This window comes from Phenylobacterium sp., assembly GCF_004297125.1.
Classification (GTDB): Bacteria; Pseudomonadota; Alphaproteobacteria; order Caulobacterales; family Caulobacteraceae; genus Phenylobacterium.
Genome location: NZ_SCVD01000028.1, coordinates 281,804 through 300,999 on the forward strand (window position 1 = coordinate 281,804; position 19,196 = coordinate 300,999).

Sequence of the window (19,196 nt, forward strand, 5' to 3'; positions counted from 1 at the left end):
GGACAGCCCGTGGACGTCGTCCAGCCGGCGAGCTACTTCGGCGCCGCCTGGGCCAGTTGCGCCGTGTCGGTCTTGTCGCCCTGCGCGACCTCTCCGACGGGCTTCGGGCGACAGATCCTCTTCTTGATCGTGCTGCCGACCACCGTCTCCGAGCGGCAGAGCCTGGCGGCCTTGGCGGGCGGTGCGATGGGCGTGGCGACGGCAGAGGCGGGCGCGGCGCTCTGGAAGAGCGCGGCAAGCAGCAGGGCGACCATGGGACCTCCTGAAGGATCGACCTCATAACCTTGATCGGCGAGCGGGTGCGTCGCGAGGGCCGCACGTCACAAAGTGACCGGCGCGTCACGCTTGACGTGAGTTCGGGCAAGTCCCTGCCCGTTCGCTCGATCGGCGGGCGCCCGGGGCCCCGCCGGGCCGCTTGACGCACGCGACGTAAGGGTCCGCAACTCGGCTCCAAGATCGGCGGGGCGCGAGACTCCGCCGCGGGGAGTGAACCACATGCATCCGGCGACCCACGCCAAGACCCATCCTGATCGCGCGGCCTACGTCATGGCCGGCTCCGGCGAGACGGTGACCTATCGCCAGCTCGACGAGCGTTCGAACCAGGGGGCTCACCTCTTCCGCTCGCTGGGCCTGAAGGCGGGCGACGTCATCGCCATCCTGATGGACAACCACCCGCGCTACTTCGAGGTCGCCTGGGCGGCCCAGCGCTGCGGGCTCTACTACACCTGCATCTCGTCCAAGCTGACGGCCGGAGAGGTCGAGTACATCATGGGCGACTGCGGCGCGCAGGTGCTGATCGCCTCGCCGGGCGTCGGTCCCGTGGTCGACGAGCTTCCGGGCGTGCTGAAGGGCGTGAAGCTCTACATGGTGGGCGAGGCCCGCGCGCCCTACGCCAGCTTCGAGGACGCCCGCGCGCCTTTTCCTGTCACGCCGGTCGCCGATGAGACCGCCGGCTCGGACATGCTCTATTCGTCCGGCACCACCGGCCGGCCGAAGGGCGTCAAACCGGCCCTGACCGGGGCGGCGATCGACGAGCCCAACGCGCTGGTGATGATGACCCAGAGCCTGTTCGGCTTCCCCCCCGCCTGCACCTACATCTCGCCCGCGCCGCTCTACCACGCGGCGCCCCTGCGCTGGTGCATGAGCGTACACAAGATCGGCGGCACGGTGATCGTGATGGAGAAGTTCGATCCGGAGACCGCGCTGGCCCTGATCGAGAAGCACAAGGTCAACGTGGGCCAGTTCGTGCCCACCCACTTCGTGCGCATGCTGAAGCTGCCGGCAGAGGTGCGGGCGAAGTACGACGTCTCCTCGATGGTCTCGGCGGTGCACGCCGCCGCGCCCTGCCCCGTGCCGGTGAAGGAGCAGATGATCGCCTGGTGGGGCCCGGTGATCTACGAGTACTACGCCGGCACCGAGGGCAACGGCTTCTGCTTCATCACGTCGGACGAGTGGCTGACCCACAAGGGTTCGGTCGGCCGCGCGATGATCGGCGAACTCCGGATCTGCGACGAGGACGGCGAGGCGCTGCCGCCGCGCGCGGAGGGCGTCGTCCACTTCGCGGGCGGGCCGCCGCTCAGCTACCACAACGCCCCGGAGAAGATCGCCGAGGGCACCAACCGGCACGGCTGGACCACGCTTGGCGACGTGGGCTGGGTGGACGAGGAGGGCTACCTCTACCTCACCGACCGCAAGAGCTTCATGATCATCTCGGGCGGGGTGAACATCTATCCGCAGGAGATCGAGAACCTGCTGATCGGCCACCCCAAGGTCGCCGACGTGGCTGTGGTGGGCGGACCGCACGAAGAGATGGGCGAGCAGGTCATCGCCGTGATCCAGCCCGCCGACTGGGCCGACGTCGGCGACGCCCTGCGCGACGAGCTCATGGCTTTCGCCCGCGCGAACCTCAGCCACGTGAAGACGCCGCGGAAGCTGGAGTTCATGCGGGAACTGCCCCGCCACCCGACCGGCAAGCTCTACAAGCGGCTGATCCGCGACGCCTACTGGGGCAAGGAAGGCTCGAAGATCGTGTGAGTTTCCGGGCCAGCAATGGCCCGGGGGTTGCAACGCCCACCCCATGGAGAGGGCTGTGTGCGGAAATCGCACAGCCGCAGACGGGGCGGTGAGATGCGGAAGTTCAATCAGTTTGTAGCGGCGCTGGCCTTCGGCGCCAGCCTGGCGGTGTCGGCGACGGCGGCGCAGGCGACGACCGTCATCCTGGACAAGGGCATGATGGATCACGCCCGCACGGTGAACATCTCCGGCATCGGCAATGTCTACGCCGCCCCGATGCAGTTCGACGCCGTCTACGGCGGGCAGAGCGTCGACCTGCTCGCCTGGTGCGTGGACGTCTACCACACCATCAGCGCCAAGGATTACGCGCCCGACCTGCAGTACGTCGACACCAGCACGCTCAGCACCGACTTCAACGGCAAGGCGCTGGACAGCGGCGACGTGCTGAAGATCGGCCTGCTGGCGAACTACGGCCAGGGCGTGTTCGACGACGTTCCGGTCCCGCCGCCGGCCTTCACCCAGGCCGAACCCAAGCGCAACCAGTTCCCGAACGGCTCCGCCGGCACGACGGCCTACAACAACGCCAAGGCCGCCTACAACGCCGCCAAGGCGGCCTACAACACGGCGCTCGCCGCCTACAACACCGCCGTCAGCACCCGCTATACGCGCCTGCAGGCCGTGCAGGGCGCCATCTGGCAGGTCGCCTCGAACCGGAATGTCTCCAGCAGCGACTCGTCCTTCGACCTGCTGGTCGACAACCTCTCCAGCGCCAACCTGACCGACTTCTTCGTGGGCGGTTACGGCGACGGCGACTATGGCTTCACCCTGATCACGCCGGTCCAGCAGTACGGCGGCTGGAACGGCAAGACGCCGCTGGCGCTGACCCAATCGTTCGTCTTCGCGACCGGCGCGGTTCCCGAACCGACCACCTGGGCCCTGCTGATCGCGGGCTTCGGCGGCGCGGGCGCGATGCTGCGCCGCCAGCGCCGGCTCGCCTCGGTCGCCTAAACCCGCTCGCCTGACGCTGCGTCCTGCCTTGCCCTCATCCAAACAGATGTTAGAGGCTTGGGGCAGAACCTACGAGGGAGCCAAGAGAATGAACCCGGTCGAGATCAAGGACCTGCCTGGACTGGTCGGACAGGAAGTGGGCGTGTCGGACTGGGTCCTGATCGACCAGGACCGCGTGAACAAGTTCGCCGACGCCACCGGCGACCACCAGTGGATCCACGTGGACGTTGAGCGCGCGACCCGCGAGATCGGCGGCCCGATCGCCCACGGCTACCTGACGCTGTCACTGATCCCGTTCCTGGGCCAGGGCATGCTGCCGGTGAAGGGCGTCACGCGCGGCATCAACTATGGCTCGGACAAGGTCCGCTTCATCAACATGGTGCGCGTCGGCAAGCGGGTGCGCATGCGCCAGAAGCTGATCGGCGCCGAGCCCAAGGCCGGCGGCATGCAGCTCAAGAACGAATGCACCATCGAGATCGAGGGCGAAGCCAAGCCCGCCTGCATCGCCGAGACGATCTCGGTCCTGTACGGCGCCTGATCGCAGCGGGTGGCCCCGGTTGGACCGGGGTCGCCCACCGCTAGTTCCGCGCGGCTTCCTCGGCCGAGGCCGTTCGGCCGCCCACCACCGGCGTGGCGTCGGCCACCGTGGCCGTGGCCAGGGGGTTCTGCAGGAGGGCGATCGTCTCGCGCACGAACTTGGCGTGGGTGACGATGCCGATCTCCAGCCGTTCGCTGTTCAGCTCCACCTGCTGGGTCAGCAGGCCGGCGATGAAGCCCGGGTCGTCCTCGTTCGACACCTGGGTCACGCCCTGGGTCTTCGACCCGCGGCTGATGAACACCGGGCCGCCTGAATTGCCGGGGAACACCGAGAAGTCGAGCAGGAAGGTCGGAAACACCTTGGCCGGGCCCAGCGGATAGGAGGCCACACGCCCCGACCGCAGGATCGGGAAGCCGGCCGCATTGGCCGACAGGCCGCGGGGGAAGCCCAGGGCCATCATCTCGTCGCCGGCGTTGACCTTGTAGGTGTCGAAGGTGTCGTCCGCCGCGAGATACTTCTCGGGCAGCGCCGCCTTGGCGAACTCGGCCGGGGCCTTGATGCTGATCGCGGCGACGTCGCGGCTGGGGTGATGGGTCCACAGCTCGTGGCCGTCGTCGTCGCGGATCTTCACCTGCTGGGGCGAATAGCTCCACGAGCCGTCGGCGTTGGAGACCCGGTAGCCGATGCGGGCGTTCTGGCCCGGCATCTTCTGGAGCACGTGGTTGGCGGTGATCAGCACGGTGCGGGACGCGCCGTCCGGCCCCGGAGTCGAAATCAGGAATCCCGTTCCCACGGTGCGCGTACCGTCACCAAGCGGCTGTTCAAGCTGAACAGTCGCGTGGATCAGCTCGACAGCAAGATCCATGACCATGGCAGGCCCCTAAACTCGATGTGCTACTCGCGTCTTTGATGCGCGATGTGGATGCACAAGTAGTGAATCACGGAACGCCCTTCGCCAACAAGTCGCCACAATCGGCTGCGGTGGAACGTCGCGCGCGGAAACGCGCAGGCGCCGCAGGCTTGGGCGCCATGGTCGCCCTTGAGTGATCCGGCCGGGCGTCGCATCTAGCCGCCATGAGTTCCTCCAAACCGGCCGTCGCCGCGCCCGTCGCCCCCAAGGTTCCCCATCGCATCGAACAGCTCGGCCGCGTCCGGGTCGACGACTATGCCTGGATGAAGGACGACAACTGGCAGCAGGTGCTGCGCGACCCCAAGGCGCTGCGCGCCGACGTGCGCGACCATCTCGACGCCGAGAACGCCTACACGAAGGCGGTGCTGGCGAGCACCGAGCCGCTGCAGGCGGCGCTGTTCGCCGAGATGAAGGGGCGCATCAAGGAGGACGACTCATCCGTCCCCGCTCCCGACGGTCCGTTCGACTACTACGCGCGCTACGCCATCGGCGGCGAGCATCCGGTCCACGCGCGCCGGCCCCGGGGCCAGGGGGACGGCGAACAGGTGCTGCTGGACGAGGACGCCCTGGCCAAGGGCAAGGCTTATTTCCATGTGGGCGGCGCCAGCCACAGCCCGGACCACGCCCTCTACGCCTGGGCGGCCGACCAGCAGGGTTCGGAGTACTATCAAATCCGAGTGAAGGACCTCGCGAGCGGCCAGGAAGTGGGCGCGCCCATCGAGAGCGCCTATGGCGACTTCGTTTTCTCACCGGACAGCCAGTGGATTTTCTGGATCTGGCGCGACGAGAACGCCCGGCCCGCCAAGGTCTTCCGCCGCCCCGCGCGCGGGGGCGACGACACGCTGGTCTACGAGGAAAAGGACGACGGCATGTTCCTAGGCGTCGGCGTCGCGTCCGACGACAGCCACGTCCTGATCAACGTCGGCAACCAGGAGACCACCGAGATCTGGCTGATCCCGGCGGCCGACCCGACCGCCGCCCCTGTCGTAGCCGAGCCGCGCCGGGTCGGCGTGAAGTACAGCCTCGACCATTGGAGCGACCGCTGGGTGATCCGCACCAACGACGACGGGGCGGTGGACTTCAAGCTCGCCGTCTCCGCGGCGGCCGTCCCCGCCAAGGCCACGTGGCGCGACTGGATCGCCCATCAGCCCGGCCGCTACATCACCGGCTTCGCGACGTTCGCCGGCCATCTGGTGCGGGCCGAACGGGTGAACGCCCTGGACCGCCTGGTGGTGATGGCGCGTGACGGGGCCGAGCACATCGTGGCCTTCGACGAGGAGGCCTACGCGCTCAACCTCGAGGGCGGCTACGAGTACGACACCACGCTCACCCGCTTCGTCTACCAGTCGCCGACCACGCCGCGACAGACCTTCGACTACGACATGGCCACCCGCGAGCGGACCCTGCGCAAGACCCAGGAGATTCCGTCGGGCCATGATCCGTCGCGCTACGTCGCCCGGCGGCTGATGGCCAAGGCGACCGACGGCGCCGAGGTGCCGATCACGCTCCTGATGCTGAAGGACGTGGCCCAGGACGGCTCGGCGCCGGTGCTGCTCTACGGCTACGGCAGCTACGGCCACGCCATGGAGCCCAGCTTCTCGATCCGCAACCTCAGCCTGGTGGACCGCGGCTGGATCTGGGCCACGGCCCACATCCGCGGCGGCTCGGACAAGGGCTGGGGCTGGTTCCTGGACGGCCGCAAGGAGAAGAAGCCCAATACGTTCACGGATTTCATCGCCTGCGCCGAACATCTCGTCGCGGAAGGCTATGCGTCGAAGGGGCGGATCGCCGCCTACGGCGGATCGGCCGGGGGCATGCTGATGGGGGCGGTCGCCAATCTGAGGCCCGACCTATGGGGCGCGATCATCGCGGCGGTGCCGTTCGTCGACGTGCTGAACACCATGAGCGACACCTCGCTGCCGCTCACCCCGCCGGAGTGGCCCGAATGGGGCAACCCGATCGAAGACGCCCGGGCCTACGACCTGATCGAGAGCTACAGCCCCTACGATCGCGTCTCGGCCCAGGCCTACCCGCCGATCCTGGCCACCGGCGGCCTTTCCGACCCGCGGGTCACCTATTGGGAGCCGGCCAAGTGGGTGGCGAAGCTGCGTGAATCGACGACAGGCGACGCCCCGATCCTGCTCAAGATCAACATGGAGGCGGGCCACGGCGGCGCTTCGGGCCGTTTCGACTTCCTGAAGGAGATCGCCCTGGACTACGCCTTCGCCGTCTGGGCGCTGGAGCGGGACTGGGTCAGGTGATCATTCGGGCGGCGACGGCGGAGGACGCGGACGCGCTGGCGGCCATCTATGGCCACCACGTGCTCCATGGCTTCGGCACCTTCGAGACCGAGCCGCCGGACGCCGCCTGGATGGACGGGCGGCGGCGCGACATCCAGGGGCTCGGGCTGCCCTTTTTCGTCGCGGAAGATGACGGCCGGGTGCTCGGCTACGCCTACGCCGGTCCGTTCCGACCTCGGCCAGGCTACCGCTTCACGGTCGAGGACAGCGTGTATGTGGCGCCCGACGCCGTCGGCCGGGGCGTCGGACGCGCGGTGCTCTCCCGGGTCATCGAGGCCTGCGAAGCCTTCGGCGTGCGCCAGGTGGTGGCGGTGATCGGCGACAGCGGCAACGCGGCGTCCATCGGCCTGCACCGCGCGCTGGGCTTCGCGGACGCCGGCGTCGGCCGCAGCTTCGGCTTCAAGCACGGACGTTGGGTCGATATCGTCTGGATGCAGAAATCGCTGAACGGCGGAGATCAGACGGCTCCTGACGCACCCGGGATCAGGCTGTCGGGTAGCTGACTCAAGTTCTCGCCTGAATAGACGCAGTTGTTGCGTGGAATTCGCCGCACAGGGGAATTTCCCTGCATGTACCAACCCTTATGTAGTTGTACCTAATTGCTTAGCCCGTAAAATTTACGCACAACACGTTGGTCGGGAACAGGGCCGACGCGGAATGTAGAATGCATTTAAGGTTGTGGACGGGAAATCGCACAACCGGCGTGGTGAATTCGAGCTTCGGCCTCCGCTTCTTGAGGAGCCAGCTCCTCGCGATCGGCGTGTCCGCGGCTGTCTTGGCCGCGCTCTATGCGCTGCGTCCGATGTTCGGCCACTCGGTCTATCTGTTCTGCGGGCCGGCGTTGCTTGCATGCGCGGCCTATGGCGGCGCGGGCGCGACCCTGACGGCCGCCCTGCTCATGACCGCGGGCGGCTTCTCCCTCGATGGAATGGCCGGAATGCCGCTGCTGGAGCGCGGCACGCGCGCCGCCCTGTTCCTGGCCCTGGGGCTGGGGATCACCGCGTGGGTCCGCTCGCTCATGGCCCAGCGGCTGGCCGCCGCCGAGATCATCGCCGACCAGGCCGAACGCGAGGAGTTGCTGCAGGCCAGCCTGGAGATCGTCGCCGACGCCCTGGTGCTGATCAACGACGGGGGCGTGATCCAGAGCTTCAGCCATCCCGCCGAGCGGCTGTTCGGCTGGAGCGCCGACGAGGTGGTCGGCCAGAACTTCAGCCGCCTGATGCCGCCGGGCGAGGACGCCGCGCTGACGGGTGACGGCGTCACCAGCGACAGGGCCGACGTGAGCGGCAGCTACCGCAAGCTCACCGGCCTGCGGAAGGACGGCGCCACCTTCCCCATGGAGGTCCGGATCGGCGAAGTGACCATCGCCTCGCGCCGGCTGCTGACCATGGTCGTGCGCGACATGACCTCGATCCAGGAGGCCGAGCGCCGGTCCGAGGAACTGCGCGAACAGCTCACCCAGGTGTGGAGCGCCAACTCCATGGGCGAGATGGCGTCGGTCCTCGCCCACGAGCTCAACCAGCCGTTGTCGGCCGTGACGAACTATCTCCGCGCCGCCCGCAACCTGATCGCCCGGATGGAGCTGGACGACGACGATCTGATCGACGCCGTGGCCCGCGCCGGCGACCAGGCCGTGCGGGCCGGCGAGATCATCCGCACCATGCGCGACCTGGCCAACCGCGGCGGCACCCTGCAGAAGCTGGAAAGCCTGTCGGCGATGATCGGCGAGGTCGACTTCATCATCGCCCTGATGGCCCGGGACGCGAACGTCCGCCTCGTCTACGACCTTCATAAGGGCGACGACACGGTGATGGCCGACCGTATCCAGATTCAACAACTCGTGGTCAACTTGGCGCGCAACGCCATCGAAGCTGTGACGAAGTACCCGAACCGGCAAATTAACATTTCGACCCGCCTGATATCGGACAGCCAGCTTGTCACGACAGTCGAGGACAGTGGTCCGGGGATCGACGAGAGCGTCGCCAACCGATTGTTCCAACCGTTGGCCAGCACAAAGCCCGAAGGCATGGGGCTAGGCCTCTCCATTTCCAGTGCTATAGTCGAAAATCATAAGGGACGGATTTGGGTAGAACCCAGCCGGCTGGGCGGCGCCGCATTCAGTTTTGTATTGGCGCGGGCAGGTGAAGATGGCGACCGGAGCGGCGGATCGAACAGTGTTCGTCGTCGATGATGACGACGCGGCGCGGGATTCGCTTGTCATGTTGCTCAAGTCGGATGGCCTGACCCCCAGGGGCTTCGCCTCCGCCCACGATTTCCTCGCCACCTTCGACCTCGCTGCGCGGGGCTGCATCATCACCGACCTGCGCATGCCCAGCATGGATGGCATCGAGCTGATCCGGGCGCTGAAGGGCGTCGGCTGCATACTACCTGTGATAGTGATCACCGGTCACGCAGACGTCAGCCGGGCCGTCGACGCCATGAAGGCCGGGGCCGTCGACTTCATCGAGAAGCCCTACGAGAGCGAGCGGATCCTCAGGGTCGTGCGCCACGGGCTGGAGGAGAACGACGCCGCCGTGGACGCCGGCGCGGCCCGCACGCGCGTCCTGCGCCGCCTGGAAAGCCTGACCCCGCGCGAACGCCAGGTGCTGGACCTGATCATCGACGGGGCCAGCAACAAGATCATCGCCGCGACGCTGGAGATCAGCCCCCGGACGGTGGAGATCTATCGCGCCAACGTCATGTCGAAGATGCGCGCCGACAGCCTGTCGGACCTGATCCGATCGACGATCGCCGCCGGCGTAGGCTAGGCGCGCGGCAGGTACAGCGTCGCCGTCGTCCCGCGGCTTTCCTGCGAGACCAGCTTCAGGGCGCCGCCCGCGCGCAGGGCGAAGTCGCGGGCGCCGCTCAGGCCCAGGCCCGTGCCGCCCCGTCCCGCACGCGTGGTGAAGTAGGGTTCAGTGGCGCGGGCCAGGGTCTCGGGGGACATGCCGACGCCGGGGTCGATCACCGAGAACCCCACGTAGCGGCCTTCGGCCAGGCCCAGAGCATCGGCGGCCTCGCCGGCCAGCGTCGCGCCGGACACCGAGATCTGCACGGCGCCGCCGTCCGGCATCGCGTGGCCGGCGTTGACGCACAGGTTCAGCAGCGCCGACTCCAGCGCGCCCTGGTCGGCCCGGCAGGAGAGCGGCTCGGCCATGGCGAGCGCCACCACCGTCACCGACGAAGCGGTAGAGACCTGGGCCAGGCGAGCGGTCGCGACCGCGACCTCGGCGGCGTCGACGACCGCGACCTCGCCCTCGGGCCGCGACAGGTCGACCAGACGGGCCAGCAGCTCGGCGCCCTTCTCGGCGGCCTCCTGGCTGATGCGGGCCAGTTCGTAGCCGTCCGAGTCCTGCGGCAGCTGCGCCGCCAGGGCCTCGTTGGCCGCCAGGATGACGTTGAGCAGGTTGTTGAAATCGTGGGCCAGCACGCCGGTCTGGCGGTGCAGGGCCTCGAGGCGCTGGTCCGCCCCGGCGCCGGGGCGCGCGGCGGCGCGGCGCGAGAGACGGGCGACCGGGCGGCGGGCGGAGGGCGCGGGCGTGCGGGCCGCCTGGCGGCCGCCCTTCCCGTCCGAAACCGCGAAACCGTCCGTGGCCATGGTCGTCGCCGCCCCATCCCATCCATGGCCAAATTGTGGCCGAGCGAATCAAGAGCACACGCCAGGGTCGCTGACACCCCGAGACTACTACCTAAGTAATTTTACGGAGCGGCGGGTTGCCGCAGAATCCGGCATCCAAACGAAGACGGCCGGCCCCGAGGGACCGGCCGCTTTGGCGTCCGTCAAAGAGGGGCCTTAGGCCGCCAGCTGTTCGGGCTTGGCGTCGCGCAGCATGTAGCCGCCGCCCCACACCGTCTCAATCTGGCTGTCCCCGCCGGCCGCCGCGGCGATCTTCTTGCGCAGCTTGCAGATGAACACGTCGATGATCTTGATCTCCGGCTCGCTGAGGCCGTTGTAGAGGTGGTTCAGGCAGGCCTCCTTGGTGAGGACCGTGTTCTTCCTGAGCGAGAGCAGCTCCAGCATCTTGTACTCGCTGGGGGTCAGGTGGATCTGCTGGCCCGCCACCTCGGCGGTGCGGGTGTTGAGGTTCAGCGCGATCAGGCCGGTGCGGATGATCGAGTCCACGTGGCCGCGCGAGCGCCGCACCACCGCGTTGATCCGCGCAGTCAGCTCCGACTTGTGGAACGGCTTGGTCATGTAGTCGTCGGCCCCGCAGGCCAGCGAGCTGACCTTGGTCTCCACGTCGGCCGTGCCGGACAGGATGATCACCGGGGTCGAGTTCTTCTTCAGGCGCAGCTCGCGCAGGGCCTCGATGCCGGTGATGTCCTCGAGGTCGATGTCCATCAGGATGGCGTCGTACTCGTAGATCTCGGCCAGCTCGACCGCCTCCTCGCCGGACGCCGTCATCGACACGTTGTGGCCTTCGGCGCCCAGGATGAGCTTCACGCTCTTGGCCGTGGTCTCGTTGTCTTCCACCAGGAGGATGTGCATTCGGCTAGCCCCTAAGAATTGATCTTGTTGATGGACGGTTTGGCGATGACGGACTTGGACATCTTCATCAGCTCGGACATGCGGAAGGGCTTCGCCAGCACCTCGTCCGCGCCGAGATGACGGGCCCAGCTCAGGTAGTCGGCGCCGCGCGCCCGGCCGGCGCCCGAGATCGCGATCACCTTCGGCGGGCGCGCGCCCTGCTTGATGGCGCGGATGCAGCCGATGCCTTCGATGTCGGGCATGACGATGTCGGTCACGACCAGATCGGGCTTGTGCGCCCCGGCCATGCGGATCCCCGCCCGGCCGTTGTCGGCGGCCACCGTCTGGTAGCCCGCCGCTTGAAACGCCATCGACATCAGCCGCAGCAGCGCCGCGTCGTCGTCGATGATCAGAACCTTGCCACCCATGGTCGTCCTCATCCCCCTAGAACGACATCTCGAAACGACGCCCCAGCCCCCGGGGTGCGCACGTCTCGAAGAGGTGTTCTGGGATCATCCGTGGCCCGTCTTCGTCGTTAATCCGTATGGTTAACGAGTAAGAACCACAGTGATTCGGTGGCTGGAAATCCGGGATGAATGCTTAAGTAGATTCCCCGAGTGACGGGGTGTCGCAGCAATGTGGGGTTGTCCGCGCCGCGCAGCTCTGCCTTAGGGCCGGATTGGCCTGGGCAGAACGGCGGGCCGTGGCTGGGGAACTAGGACTCGAACCTAGAATGACGGTACCAAAAACCGCAGTGTTACCATTACACCATTCCCCAGCAGGAACGGCCACCGAGGCGTCTTAGCGCTCGGGAGCGGGGGAGATAGCGCAGCGGACCGGCCGATGCAACGCCTCTGCGAAAACAGCTTTTTCGCCCGCTTGCGAGGGCGCGGACCCTCCTCTATAAGCGCGCCTCCAAGTCGGAGTGTGGCTCAGTCTGGTAGAGCACCGCGTTCGGGACGCGGGGGTCGCAGGTTCAAATCCTGCCACTCCGACCATTTCCTCTCCCGCCCATTGTTTCGAGACGGCCGCCGCGAGGCGCTCCGAATTCAGGCCGGGTCCGTCGAGGCCTTCGACGCACGCCCGCCGCTCTAGGCGCAAGGCCCAATGTGTGCGAGAGCCGCCCTTGAGCACCAGCGCGCGACCCTAGGCGAGATGAAACAGTTCCTGATCACGGCGGCCGGGGTCTTCGCGGGCCTGGTCATCTTCCTCATCGGCGTCCCGATCGTGCTGATCGGCATGGCCATGTCGGCGACGGCCCCCGCGCCGGTCCCGGCCAAGACGATCCTGGAGCTGGACCTTCGCGATCCGCTCACCGACCAGGCGCCGCACAATCCGCTCTGGGGCATCGGGCGCAACTCCACCTCGGTGATGTCGATCATCGAGACCCTGCGGCGGGCCGAGAAGGACGACAAGATCAAGGGCCTGCTGGTGCGCCTGCCCGAGAGCGGCGTCGAGCCCGGCATGGCCGACGAGATCCGCCTGGCGTTCAACCACTTCCGCGCCGCCGGCAAGCCGATCTACGCCCACAGCCAGGGCCTTTATCCGGCCGGCATCGTCACCACGACCTACATGCTGGGGCGCGCCAGCGACCAGTTCTGGATGCAGCCCGGCGCCTCGCTGCAGGTGACCGGGGTGGCCACCGAGGACCTGTTCCTCAAGCGCTTCTTCGACAAGTACGGCGTCGTCCCGCAGTACGAGCAGCGCTACGAGTACAAGAACGCCGTCAACGGCTACCTCTATTCGGACTACACGCCGGCCCATAAGGAATCGACGCTGAGCTGGATGGGCTCGGTCTACGCCTCCAACCTGGCCTTCGCCGCGGCCGACCGGAAGGCCGACCCGGCCGCCCTGCGCACGACGCTGGAGGCCGGCCCCTACCTCGCGGAGGACGCGCTGCGGCTGCGGCTGATCGACCGCCTGGGCCAGGTGCGCGAGGCCGAGCAGGCCCTGCTGGACAAGGCCGGCGACGGCGCCAAGTCGGTCGATTTCGACGACTATGCCGACAGCCGCTCCGCGCGCGACGCCGCCAAGCCCGGCGACGCCATCGCCGTGATCGAGGCCGAGGGCCCGATCATGACGGGCAAGGACCAGGGGTCGAACCCCTTCACCGGCGGCAAGACCATCTATTCCGACGACCTGGCCGACGCGATCCTGCGGGCCGCCAAGACCAGCTCGATCAAGGCCATCGTGCTGCGCGTGAATTCTCCCGGCGGCTCGGACACCGCCTCGGAACAGATCCTCGACGCCATCCGGGTGGCCAAGTCCAAGGGCAAGCCGGTGGTGATCTCGATGAGCACCTATGCGGCCTCGGGCGGCTATTGGATCAGCTCGGAGGCCTCGGCGATCGTCGCCCAGCCCACGACCCTGACCGGCTCCATCGGCGTGTTCGGCGGGAAGTTCGCCGTGGGCCCGGCGCTGGCCAAGTTCGGGGTCGACGTCCGCGACACCGGCGTGGGTGGCGACTACGCCGGCGCGTTCGGCGTGGGCCAGCCGTTCACGCCGACCCAGCGGGCGGCCTTCGCCGGCTGGATGGACCGCATCTACGGCAACTTCGTCACCCGCGTGGCGGCCGGCCGGAACCTCACCCCCGACCGGGTGCGCGAGATCGCCAAGGGCCGTGTCTGGACCGGGGCCCAGGCCAAGGGCCTGGGACTGGTCGACGAGGTCGGCGGCTTCTACCAGGCGGTCGACAAGGCCAAGCAGCTCGCCAAGCTGGAAGGCGACGTAACGCTCCGTCGCATGACCCCGCAGGAGGGCGCTTTCGAAGCCCTGCAGAACGCCCTGGGCGTCTCGGCGACCTCGGCCCGCAGCCTGGCGGCGGCGGCCTGGGTGTTCGGCGACCCCCGCGCCCAGTCGATCCTGGACAGCGTCGCCGAAGCCAAGCTGCGCAGCAGCCAGAACGGCGGCATGGTCCTGGCGCCGACGCCGATCCGCTAGGAGCCGGTCAAAGGAGCGTACTGGGGTAGGACACCCGGGTTCCGCGCGACCGGACGAACGTCACCTCCCGCCGGCCGAAGTCGAGGGTGACGTCCTCGAAGTGCCGCAGGATGTCGACGCCGACCAGCATGGCCGGCCGGTCGTTCAGGCCCCACAGGCTGAAGATGTGCAGCGGGGCGAAGGCGGCGCGGATGTTGTTCAGCGCCATCCCCCCGAGCCGCAGCCGGGTCAGTGGCGCGAGCTGGGCAGGCGACGTCTGGCCGGTGGCGCTGATCAACTGCGTGGCCACCATGCTCTCGGCCAGTTCCGGCCGCTCGCGGATCAGCACCTGGCGCAGCGCCTCGTTGCCGCAGGTAATCTGAGCCCCCGAATCCAGGAACGCCCGCACTGGCACCCCCGCCACATCGGCGTCGAAGATCACCAGCTGGCCCGATCGATACTGGGCCGGCACCACGATGCCGCGCGAGGTGTCCGGGATCCGGGTGCCGCCGCCGCCGCCCAGGCTTTCGACCGCCACGCCCTTGCCGGACGGCCCGATCTCGAAGCCATTGCCGCGGAAGTTGAGCCGAACCCGCCGGTTCTTCAGCACGTCGATGCCCAGCAGCCCGTCGGCGCCCAAGCTGGCCTTGGGCAGGACCGGCAGACTGAGGTTTGTGGAGCGCACCTGCCCCACCCGCAGCAGCGGCACCTTCACCAGCGGCGCGGGCTGCATGCCCACGATGCCATGCACGGAGGCCATGCCGTCGCTGGCCAGGCTGCAGCGCTCGGCCGTCTCGACACCGATGACGGTGTGGTTGGCGCCGGTGTCGACCACGAACTGGAAAGGGCCCTGCTTGCCCAGGCGCACCGGCACGCTCATCCGCCCCGCATGGTCGAACGCCGTCTCCAAGCGCGTGCCGGTGGCCAGCCCGGTCGGCGGTTGGACGCCGGCCAGATTGATCGAGACGATCGGTTCGCTGGGCGGCGGCCGAGACCGCGTAGCGCATGCGCTGGCCAGGCCGCCCACCAGGAGCGTCTGCAGCGCATGTCGCCGGTCCAGGGTCATTCGGCGTCGTATCCGTATTCGGCCACCCAGGCGCCGAGCGTCGGCAGCACCGGGGCCAGCTGGTCCTTGTAGCGTCGCCAAGCGCCGACGCCCTCGGCGCTGAGGCCGCGGGAGAGCTGGGCGCCGCTGGGCGTGGCCACCGCGCGGTCGCGCGCCTTGTCGGCGAAGTTGCGCATCGCGTCCGACCACGGCAGGCCCAGGAAGGCGCAGACCTCACCCACCACCTTGTCGAAGTCCTCGACCAGCGCCTCGTGGCGGACGATCTGCGTACGGGGGCCGAGGGCTGGTTCGAGGCGGTCGGCCAGCCGCATGGCCGCGTCGTAATAGCCGGCGGCGCCCGGCAGGGTGAGGAGCTGGTAGGCCGAGCCGCTCATCGCGAACCGGCGGCGATAGCAGCTCAGCACCACGTCGCGCGGGTCGCGGCGGGCGAAGAGGATCTTGGCGTCCGGGAACAGCTTCAGGATCAGCGGCAGGCGGAAGGTGTGCAGCGGGTGCTTGTCGACGAATACCTTACCCGCCGGCTCGGCGCCCTCCGCCCGCACCTTGGCCCAGTAGGCGGCCCTGAGCGGCGCGAGCTCGGCCTCGGACGCCCGGGCCAGGCGGGCCACGTCGGACGGCTGCATCTGGAAGGCGCGCTGGGCGTCGATCAGGGTCTCGCGCTCCTCCAGGGCCTCGACCTCCGGATGGCTGGCCAGCACCTGTTCCAGGAGCGTGGTGCCCGACCGCGGGAAGCCCAGCAGGAACACATGCGCCTTGGGGCCGCTGTCGGCGGGCGCGGGCGTCGAGGTCCAGGCCTCGGGCGGGATATTGTCCAGCTCGGCGATCATGGCGCGGGCGAAGTCCAGCGCGCTGACGCCCTGCCCATGCACCGGCGCATAGGCGCGCCACAGGCCCATGTTGCAGGCGGCGTAGGCCTGGAAGGCTTCGGCCGGCAGGTCCTGGGCGTCCAGCACGTCGCCGAGCTGGCCCTGGACCAGCGCCCGCTGGTGGGCCGTCAGCCGCTCGTCGCCGGCCAGCAGTTCCAGCCGGCGCTGGGCGCGTTCGCCATGGCCTTCGGCGGCGTCGGCCGCGGCCAGCACCATGACGGCGTCGGGGAAGTTGGGCTCGGCCTCCAGCACCGCCTCGGCCAGCGGCCGCGCGTCGGCGTGAGCCCCGCGCCGGCTCAGCAGGTTGGCGAGCCCCTGGGTCGCGCCCAGGTTCTCGGGCTCGAGCTCCAGGGCGTGGTTGTAGGCGGCCTCGGCCTCCTTCAACCGGCCCATGGCCTCCAGCGTCGCGCCGCGCGCGCAATGCGCCCCCGCGAAGTCCGGCTTCAGCCCGACCACGCCGTCGAAGGCGGCCAGAGCGTCGGGGTAACGTTCCAGGCGGGTCAGCACCAGGCCCATGGCGTTGCGCGCGCCCAGGTCCTGCGGCGCGACCTCGACGGCCCGGCGCAGGACCGCCAGCGCATCCTCGAATCGGCCTTCCTGCTCGGCCTTCAGGGCGGCCAGGTTCAGGACCATCGGGTGGTCGAGGCCAGTCTTAAGGGCCGCCTCGGCCAAGGTCGCGGCGCGGGGGAAGTCGCGGGCCTGGGTGGCGGCCTGGATCTCCATCAGCCGCTGCCGGTCGGCGGCGGGGTCACGGCCCGAAGGCGCCGAGCCGGCAGCCGGCGCCACGGCGGGCCTCGCCGTCGGCGCGGGCGTGTAGCCCGACTTCACCTTGATCGATCCGACCTTCCAATCGCTCAACGTCACGCACCTTCACGCCAAAATCCGGCGCCTAACGTAGCAGCGGCGGCGACGCAACGCGCGTCTAGATCGAGCCGGGCTCGGGATGCCCGTCCAGGGCCGGCCCCAAGGCGAGCTTCAAGGGTCCCAGCCAGGGGTCGAAATGCCGCCAGTGGTCGGCGGCGTCGGTGAAGATCGGTTGGCGCACCTGTTCCGAGCTGGCGGTGCGCACCGCCCGCCGGTTCTCGTAGAATCTCAGGCAGGCCGGCTCGAAGTCGAGGCCGCAGTGCTGGAGCAGCGCCCGTGTCTCGCCCTCGGGGTCCGCCACCAGCCGCTCGTAGAGCACCCGGTGGATACGCCCGGGCAACGCGGCGTCGAAGTGGGCCATCAGCTCCACGTAGTCGGCGTAATAGCGGCCGATGTCGGCGAGGTCGTAGGTGAACGGCTGGCCCGCCGCGAAGTGCTGCTTGAAGCCCGAGAGGCAGCACCCCAGCGGGTGGCGGCGCACATCGACGATCTTCGCGTTCGGCAGGATCAGATGGATCAGTCCGGCGTGGGCGAAGTTGTTCGGCAGCTTGTCGATGAAGAACGGCCGGCCCAGCTTCCGGTGCGTCGCGGCCCGCGCGAGATATTCCTCGCCCAGGCTCGCCAGCTCAGCGGGCGAGAGGGCGGCCAGCACGTCGGGATAGGCGCCCTCGGAGGGCCGTCGCGCGCCGCCGGCCAGCCGGGCGGCGATCGCCGGCATGTAGTCCAGCTCCTGGGTGCCCTCGACCAGGCTATGGCTGGCCAGGATCTGCTCCACCAGCGTCGAGCCCGAGCGCGGGAGGCCGACGATGAAGATCGGGTCGGGCCGCGGCGCCCCCTGCCCCGCCCGCGCGGCGAAGAAGGCCCGGCCCAGCAGGGCCTTGGTCCGGCGCATCTGGCTGGTGGTCTCGCCGGCGTCGTAGTCCAGCCGCGCCCGCTGCATCGCATTGCCCTGGGCGTAGTGATCGAAGGCCTGGGCATAGCGGCCGGCGTCCTCCTCGCCCTTGCCCAGGGCGAAGTGCAGCTGAAGGCGATCGGGCTCGGAAAGGTCGCTCCGGGCGAGGGCGGCGCGCATGGCCGCGAGGTCGCCTTCTCCAAAGCGGACGGTCTTCAGGTTGGCCAGGCTCCACCAGGCCTCGCCCTGGCGCGGGTCCAGCGCCAGGCATCGGCGGTAGGCCGCGACGGCCTCGGCCTGGCGGCCCAGGGTCTTCAGGACGTGGCCATAGCTCATCCAGCTGAGCGGTTGGTCGGGATGGGCCTCCAGCACGGCGGCGTAGGCGTCGGCCGCCGCGGCCTCCTCGCCCAGCCGCAGCAGCGACGACGCCTGCAGGTGGCGATACAGCGCATTGCCAGGCTGGGCGGCCAACAGGTGGCCCGCCTGGGCCAGGGCGTCCGGGACCCTGTCCAGCCAGGTCAGGACCATGGCGTAGGCGTAGCGGGCCGGAACGAAGGCGGGCGAGAGGTCCAGGCAGCGGGCGAGCAGCCGTTCGGCCTCGCCATTGCGGCCGCCCCGGGAAGCCACGTCGCCGGCCATCCAGAGCAGCAGCGGATCGCTCGGCCGGCGCGGCAGCGCCGCGCGCAGGAGGGCGTCGGCCTCGGCGGGCCGGCCGGCGACCAGGGCGTCGGCGGCGCGGAGCAGCTCGGGATCGGCGACGGTCGCGCGCATCTGGCGGGCATAGGCGTGGTCGGCGGCCGCCACCTCTCCCGCCAGTCGCAGGCGGTCGCCCTCCGCGCCCCATCGGGCGGCTTCGGCGGGATCGGCGACGGCGGGTCCGGCCGGCCTCGCCGCCGGCGTCGCGCCGAACGTCACATTGAACCGGCCGCTGTTCCAGGTGCTGCTCACGCGATCAGCGTAGCAGCGGCCACCCCAAAGGAAATGGGGCCCAAATGAATGGGGCGGCGGATTGCTCCGCCGCCCCACGCAGTCGTTCCAGTTGACTGTCGACCTAGAAGTCGGCGGTCAGGCCGACGAACAGGTACCGGCCGAAGGAGTCGTACATTTGCGGCCAGGTGTTCCCGTTGCAGGGCCCGGTCGGGCAGTTCGACGAACCGTTGAGCGGCGGATCCTTGTCGAAGATGTTGTTCACGCCGGCGCGGAAGTTGAGGTTGTCGCGCATCGTCCAGGACGCCGTCAGGTCGAAGTAGTCGCGCGAGGCGAGGGTCTTGTCCGTGGCGTACTGCAGACCCGGGTTGTTGAGTTGCGGGTCGGACGAGTAGGCGTCCAGCGTCACCTTGTTGAAGTGGCGC

17 protein-coding genes and 2 tRNA genes are annotated in these 19,196 nt (G+C 69.0%); 9 read left to right on the forward strand and 10 right to left on the reverse strand.

Annotated elements, in window-relative coordinates:
• Window positions 1-32 precede the first annotated feature (32 nt).
• Window positions 33-254, reverse strand: coding sequence for a hypothetical protein (locus EPO51_RS21420; RefSeq protein WP_293354401.1), 222 nt, complete (start codon window positions 252-254; stop codon window positions 33-35).
• A gap of 241 nt (window positions 255-495) precedes the next feature.
• On the opposite strand from EPO51_RS21420, the gene EPO51_RS21425 reads away from it, so the two are divergent.
• From EPO51_RS21425 to EPO51_RS21435, 3 genes are all read left to right on the forward strand, one after another.
• Complete coding sequence (locus EPO51_RS21425) at window positions 496-2,034, forward strand: acyl-CoA synthetase (protein WP_293354403.1); 1,539 nt, start codon at window positions 496-498, stop codon at window positions 2,032-2,034.
• A 93-nt stretch (window positions 2,035-2,127) separates the two neighbouring features.
• Complete coding sequence (locus tag EPO51_RS21430; protein ID WP_293354405.1) at window positions 2,128-3,021, forward strand: PEPxxWA-CTERM sorting domain-containing protein; 894 nt, start codon at window positions 2,128-2,130, stop codon at window positions 3,019-3,021.
• A gap of 88 nt (window positions 3,022-3,109) precedes the next feature.
• The gene (locus EPO51_RS21435; protein ID WP_293354407.1) at window positions 3,110-3,559 is read left to right on the forward strand and encodes a MaoC family dehydratase; all 450 of its coding nucleotides are present in this window, start codon (window positions 3,110-3,112) and stop codon (window positions 3,557-3,559) included.
• A 40-nt stretch (window positions 3,560-3,599) separates the two neighbouring features.
• Here EPO51_RS21435 and EPO51_RS21440 read toward each other — a convergent pair whose 3' ends face one another.
• On the reverse strand, window positions 3,600-4,430 hold the full coding sequence (locus EPO51_RS21440; RefSeq protein WP_293354409.1) for a trypsin-like serine peptidase: 831 nt from the start codon (window positions 4,428-4,430) through the stop codon (window positions 3,600-3,602).
• 203 nt (window positions 4,431-4,633) lie between these two features.
• Between EPO51_RS21440 and EPO51_RS21445 the strand changes: the two genes are divergently transcribed.
• The 4 genes from EPO51_RS21445 to EPO51_RS21460 all read left to right on the forward strand — a co-directional run bounded on the left by EPO51_RS21445 (window position 4,634) and on the right by EPO51_RS21460 (window position 9,537).
• A complete protein-coding gene (locus EPO51_RS21445; protein WP_293354410.1) occupies window positions 4,634-6,730 on the forward strand; it encodes a S9 family peptidase in 2,097 nt (698 codons plus the stop codon).
• Window positions 6,727-7,272 (forward strand): GNAT family N-acetyltransferase, encoded by a 546-nt coding sequence (locus EPO51_RS21450; protein WP_293354412.1) that lies wholly within the window; start codon window positions 6,727-6,729, stop codon window positions 7,270-7,272. The genes EPO51_RS21445 and EPO51_RS21450 overlap by 4 nt, the downstream gene beginning before the upstream one ends.
• A 257-nt stretch (window positions 7,273-7,529) precedes the next feature.
• On the forward strand, window positions 7,530-8,960 hold the full coding sequence (locus EPO51_RS21455; protein WP_293354414.1) for a sensor histidine kinase: 1,431 nt from the start codon (window positions 7,530-7,532) through the stop codon (window positions 8,958-8,960).
• Window positions 8,961-8,988: 28 nt separating this feature from the next.
• Complete coding sequence (locus EPO51_RS21460; protein ID WP_293354416.1) at window positions 8,989-9,537, forward strand: response regulator transcription factor; 549 nt, start codon at window positions 8,989-8,991, stop codon at window positions 9,535-9,537.
• On the opposite strand, the gene EPO51_RS21465 is transcribed toward EPO51_RS21460, so the two are convergent.
• From EPO51_RS21465 to EPO51_RS21480, 4 genes are all read right to left on the reverse strand, one after another.
• Window positions 9,534-10,367, reverse strand: coding sequence for a sensor histidine kinase (locus tag EPO51_RS21465; protein WP_293354418.1), 834 nt, complete (start codon window positions 10,365-10,367; stop codon window positions 9,534-9,536). The genes EPO51_RS21460 and EPO51_RS21465 overlap by 4 nt on opposite strands.
• Before the next feature lie 195 nt (window positions 10,368-10,562).
• Window positions 10,563-11,258, reverse strand: a complete 696-nt coding sequence (locus EPO51_RS21470; protein ID WP_293354420.1) for a response regulator transcription factor — start codon at window positions 11,256-11,258, stop codon at window positions 10,563-10,565.
• Between the two features lie 11 nt (window positions 11,259-11,269).
• On the reverse strand, window positions 11,270-11,665 hold the full coding sequence (locus EPO51_RS21475; RefSeq protein WP_293354422.1) for a response regulator transcription factor: 396 nt from the start codon (window positions 11,663-11,665) through the stop codon (window positions 11,270-11,272).
• 276 nt (window positions 11,666-11,941) lie between these two features.
• Window positions 11,942-12,015 (reverse strand) — tRNA-Gln (locus EPO51_RS21480).
• A gap of 143 nt (window positions 12,016-12,158) precedes the next feature.
• On the opposite strand from EPO51_RS21480, the gene EPO51_RS21485 reads away from it, so the two are divergent.
• Window positions 12,159-12,235 (forward strand) — tRNA-Pro (locus tag EPO51_RS21485).
• 157 nt (window positions 12,236-12,392) lie between these two features.
• On the forward strand, window positions 12,393-14,177 hold the full coding sequence (gene sppA / locus EPO51_RS21490) for a signal peptide peptidase SppA (protein WP_293354424.1): 1,785 nt from the start codon (window positions 12,393-12,395) through the stop codon (window positions 14,175-14,177).
• 7 nt (window positions 14,178-14,184) lie between these two features.
• Here sppA and EPO51_RS21495 read toward each other — a convergent pair whose 3' ends face one another.
• The 4 genes from EPO51_RS21495 to EPO51_RS21510 all read right to left on the reverse strand — a co-directional run.
• On the reverse strand, window positions 14,185-15,222 hold the full coding sequence (locus EPO51_RS21495; RefSeq protein ID WP_293354426.1) for an aspartyl protease family protein: 1,038 nt from the start codon (window positions 15,220-15,222) through the stop codon (window positions 14,185-14,187).
• Window positions 15,219-16,946 carry a tetratricopeptide repeat-containing sulfotransferase family protein gene (locus EPO51_RS21500; RefSeq protein ID WP_293354428.1) on the reverse strand — a complete coding sequence of 576 codons (1,728 nt, stop codon included), beginning with the start codon at window positions 16,944-16,946 and terminating at the stop codon, window positions 15,219-15,221. Before EPO51_RS21500 ends, EPO51_RS21495 begins: the two co-directional genes overlap by 4 nt.
• Window positions 16,947-17,010: 64 nt before the next feature.
• The gene (locus tag EPO51_RS21505; protein WP_293354430.1) at window positions 17,011-18,792 is read right to left on the reverse strand and encodes a tetratricopeptide repeat-containing sulfotransferase family protein; all 1,782 of its coding nucleotides are present in this window, start codon (window positions 18,790-18,792) and stop codon (window positions 17,011-17,013) included.
• Window positions 18,793-18,895: 103 nt separating this feature from the next.
• Window positions 18,896-19,196: TonB-dependent receptor (locus tag EPO51_RS21510; RefSeq protein ID WP_293354432.1), on the reverse strand; the 301-nt coding region annotated here is incomplete at its 5' end.

Excerpts from the sequence above, each read along its gene's own strand:
- EPO51_RS21440 (WP_293354409.1), bottom strand. The coding sequence starts at position 4,430 with ATGGTCATGGATCTTGCTGTCGAGCTGATCCACGCGACTGTTCAGCTT.
- EPO51_RS21425 (WP_293354403.1), top strand. The coding sequence starts at position 496 with ATGCATCCGGCGACCCACGCCAAGACCCATCCTGATCGCGCGGCCTAC.
- EPO51_RS21475 (WP_293354422.1), bottom strand. The coding sequence starts at position 11,665 with ATGGGTGGCAAGGTTCTGATCATCGACGACGACGCGGCGCTGCTGCGG.
- EPO51_RS21420 (WP_293354401.1), bottom strand. The coding sequence starts at position 254 with ATGGTCGCCCTGCTGCTTGCCGCGCTCTTCCAGAGCGCCGCGCCCGCC.
- EPO51_RS21430 (WP_293354405.1), top strand. The coding sequence starts at position 2,128 with ATGCGGAAGTTCAATCAGTTTGTAGCGGCGCTGGCCTTCGGCGCCAGC.
- EPO51_RS21445 (WP_293354410.1), top strand. The coding sequence starts at position 4,634 with ATGAGTTCCTCCAAACCGGCCGTCGCCGCGCCCGTCGCCCCCAAGGTT.
- EPO51_RS21470 (WP_293354420.1), bottom strand. The coding sequence starts at position 11,258 with ATGCACATCCTCCTGGTGGAAGACAACGAGACCACGGCCAAGAGCGTG.
- EPO51_RS21460 (WP_293354416.1), top strand. The coding sequence starts at position 8,989 with ATGTTGCTCAAGTCGGATGGCCTGACCCCCAGGGGCTTCGCCTCCGCC.
- EPO51_RS21435 (WP_293354407.1), top strand. The coding sequence starts at position 3,110 with ATGAACCCGGTCGAGATCAAGGACCTGCCTGGACTGGTCGGACAGGAA.
- EPO51_RS21495 (WP_293354426.1), bottom strand. The coding sequence starts at position 15,222 with ATGACCCTGGACCGGCGACATGCGCTGCAGACGCTCCTGGTGGGCGGC.
- EPO51_RS21465 (WP_293354418.1), bottom strand. The coding sequence starts at position 10,367 with ATGGCCACGGACGGTTTCGCGGTTTCGGACGGGAAGGGCGGCCGCCAG.
- sppA (WP_293354424.1), top strand. The coding sequence starts at position 12,393 with ATGAAACAGTTCCTGATCACGGCGGCCGGGGTCTTCGCGGGCCTGGTC.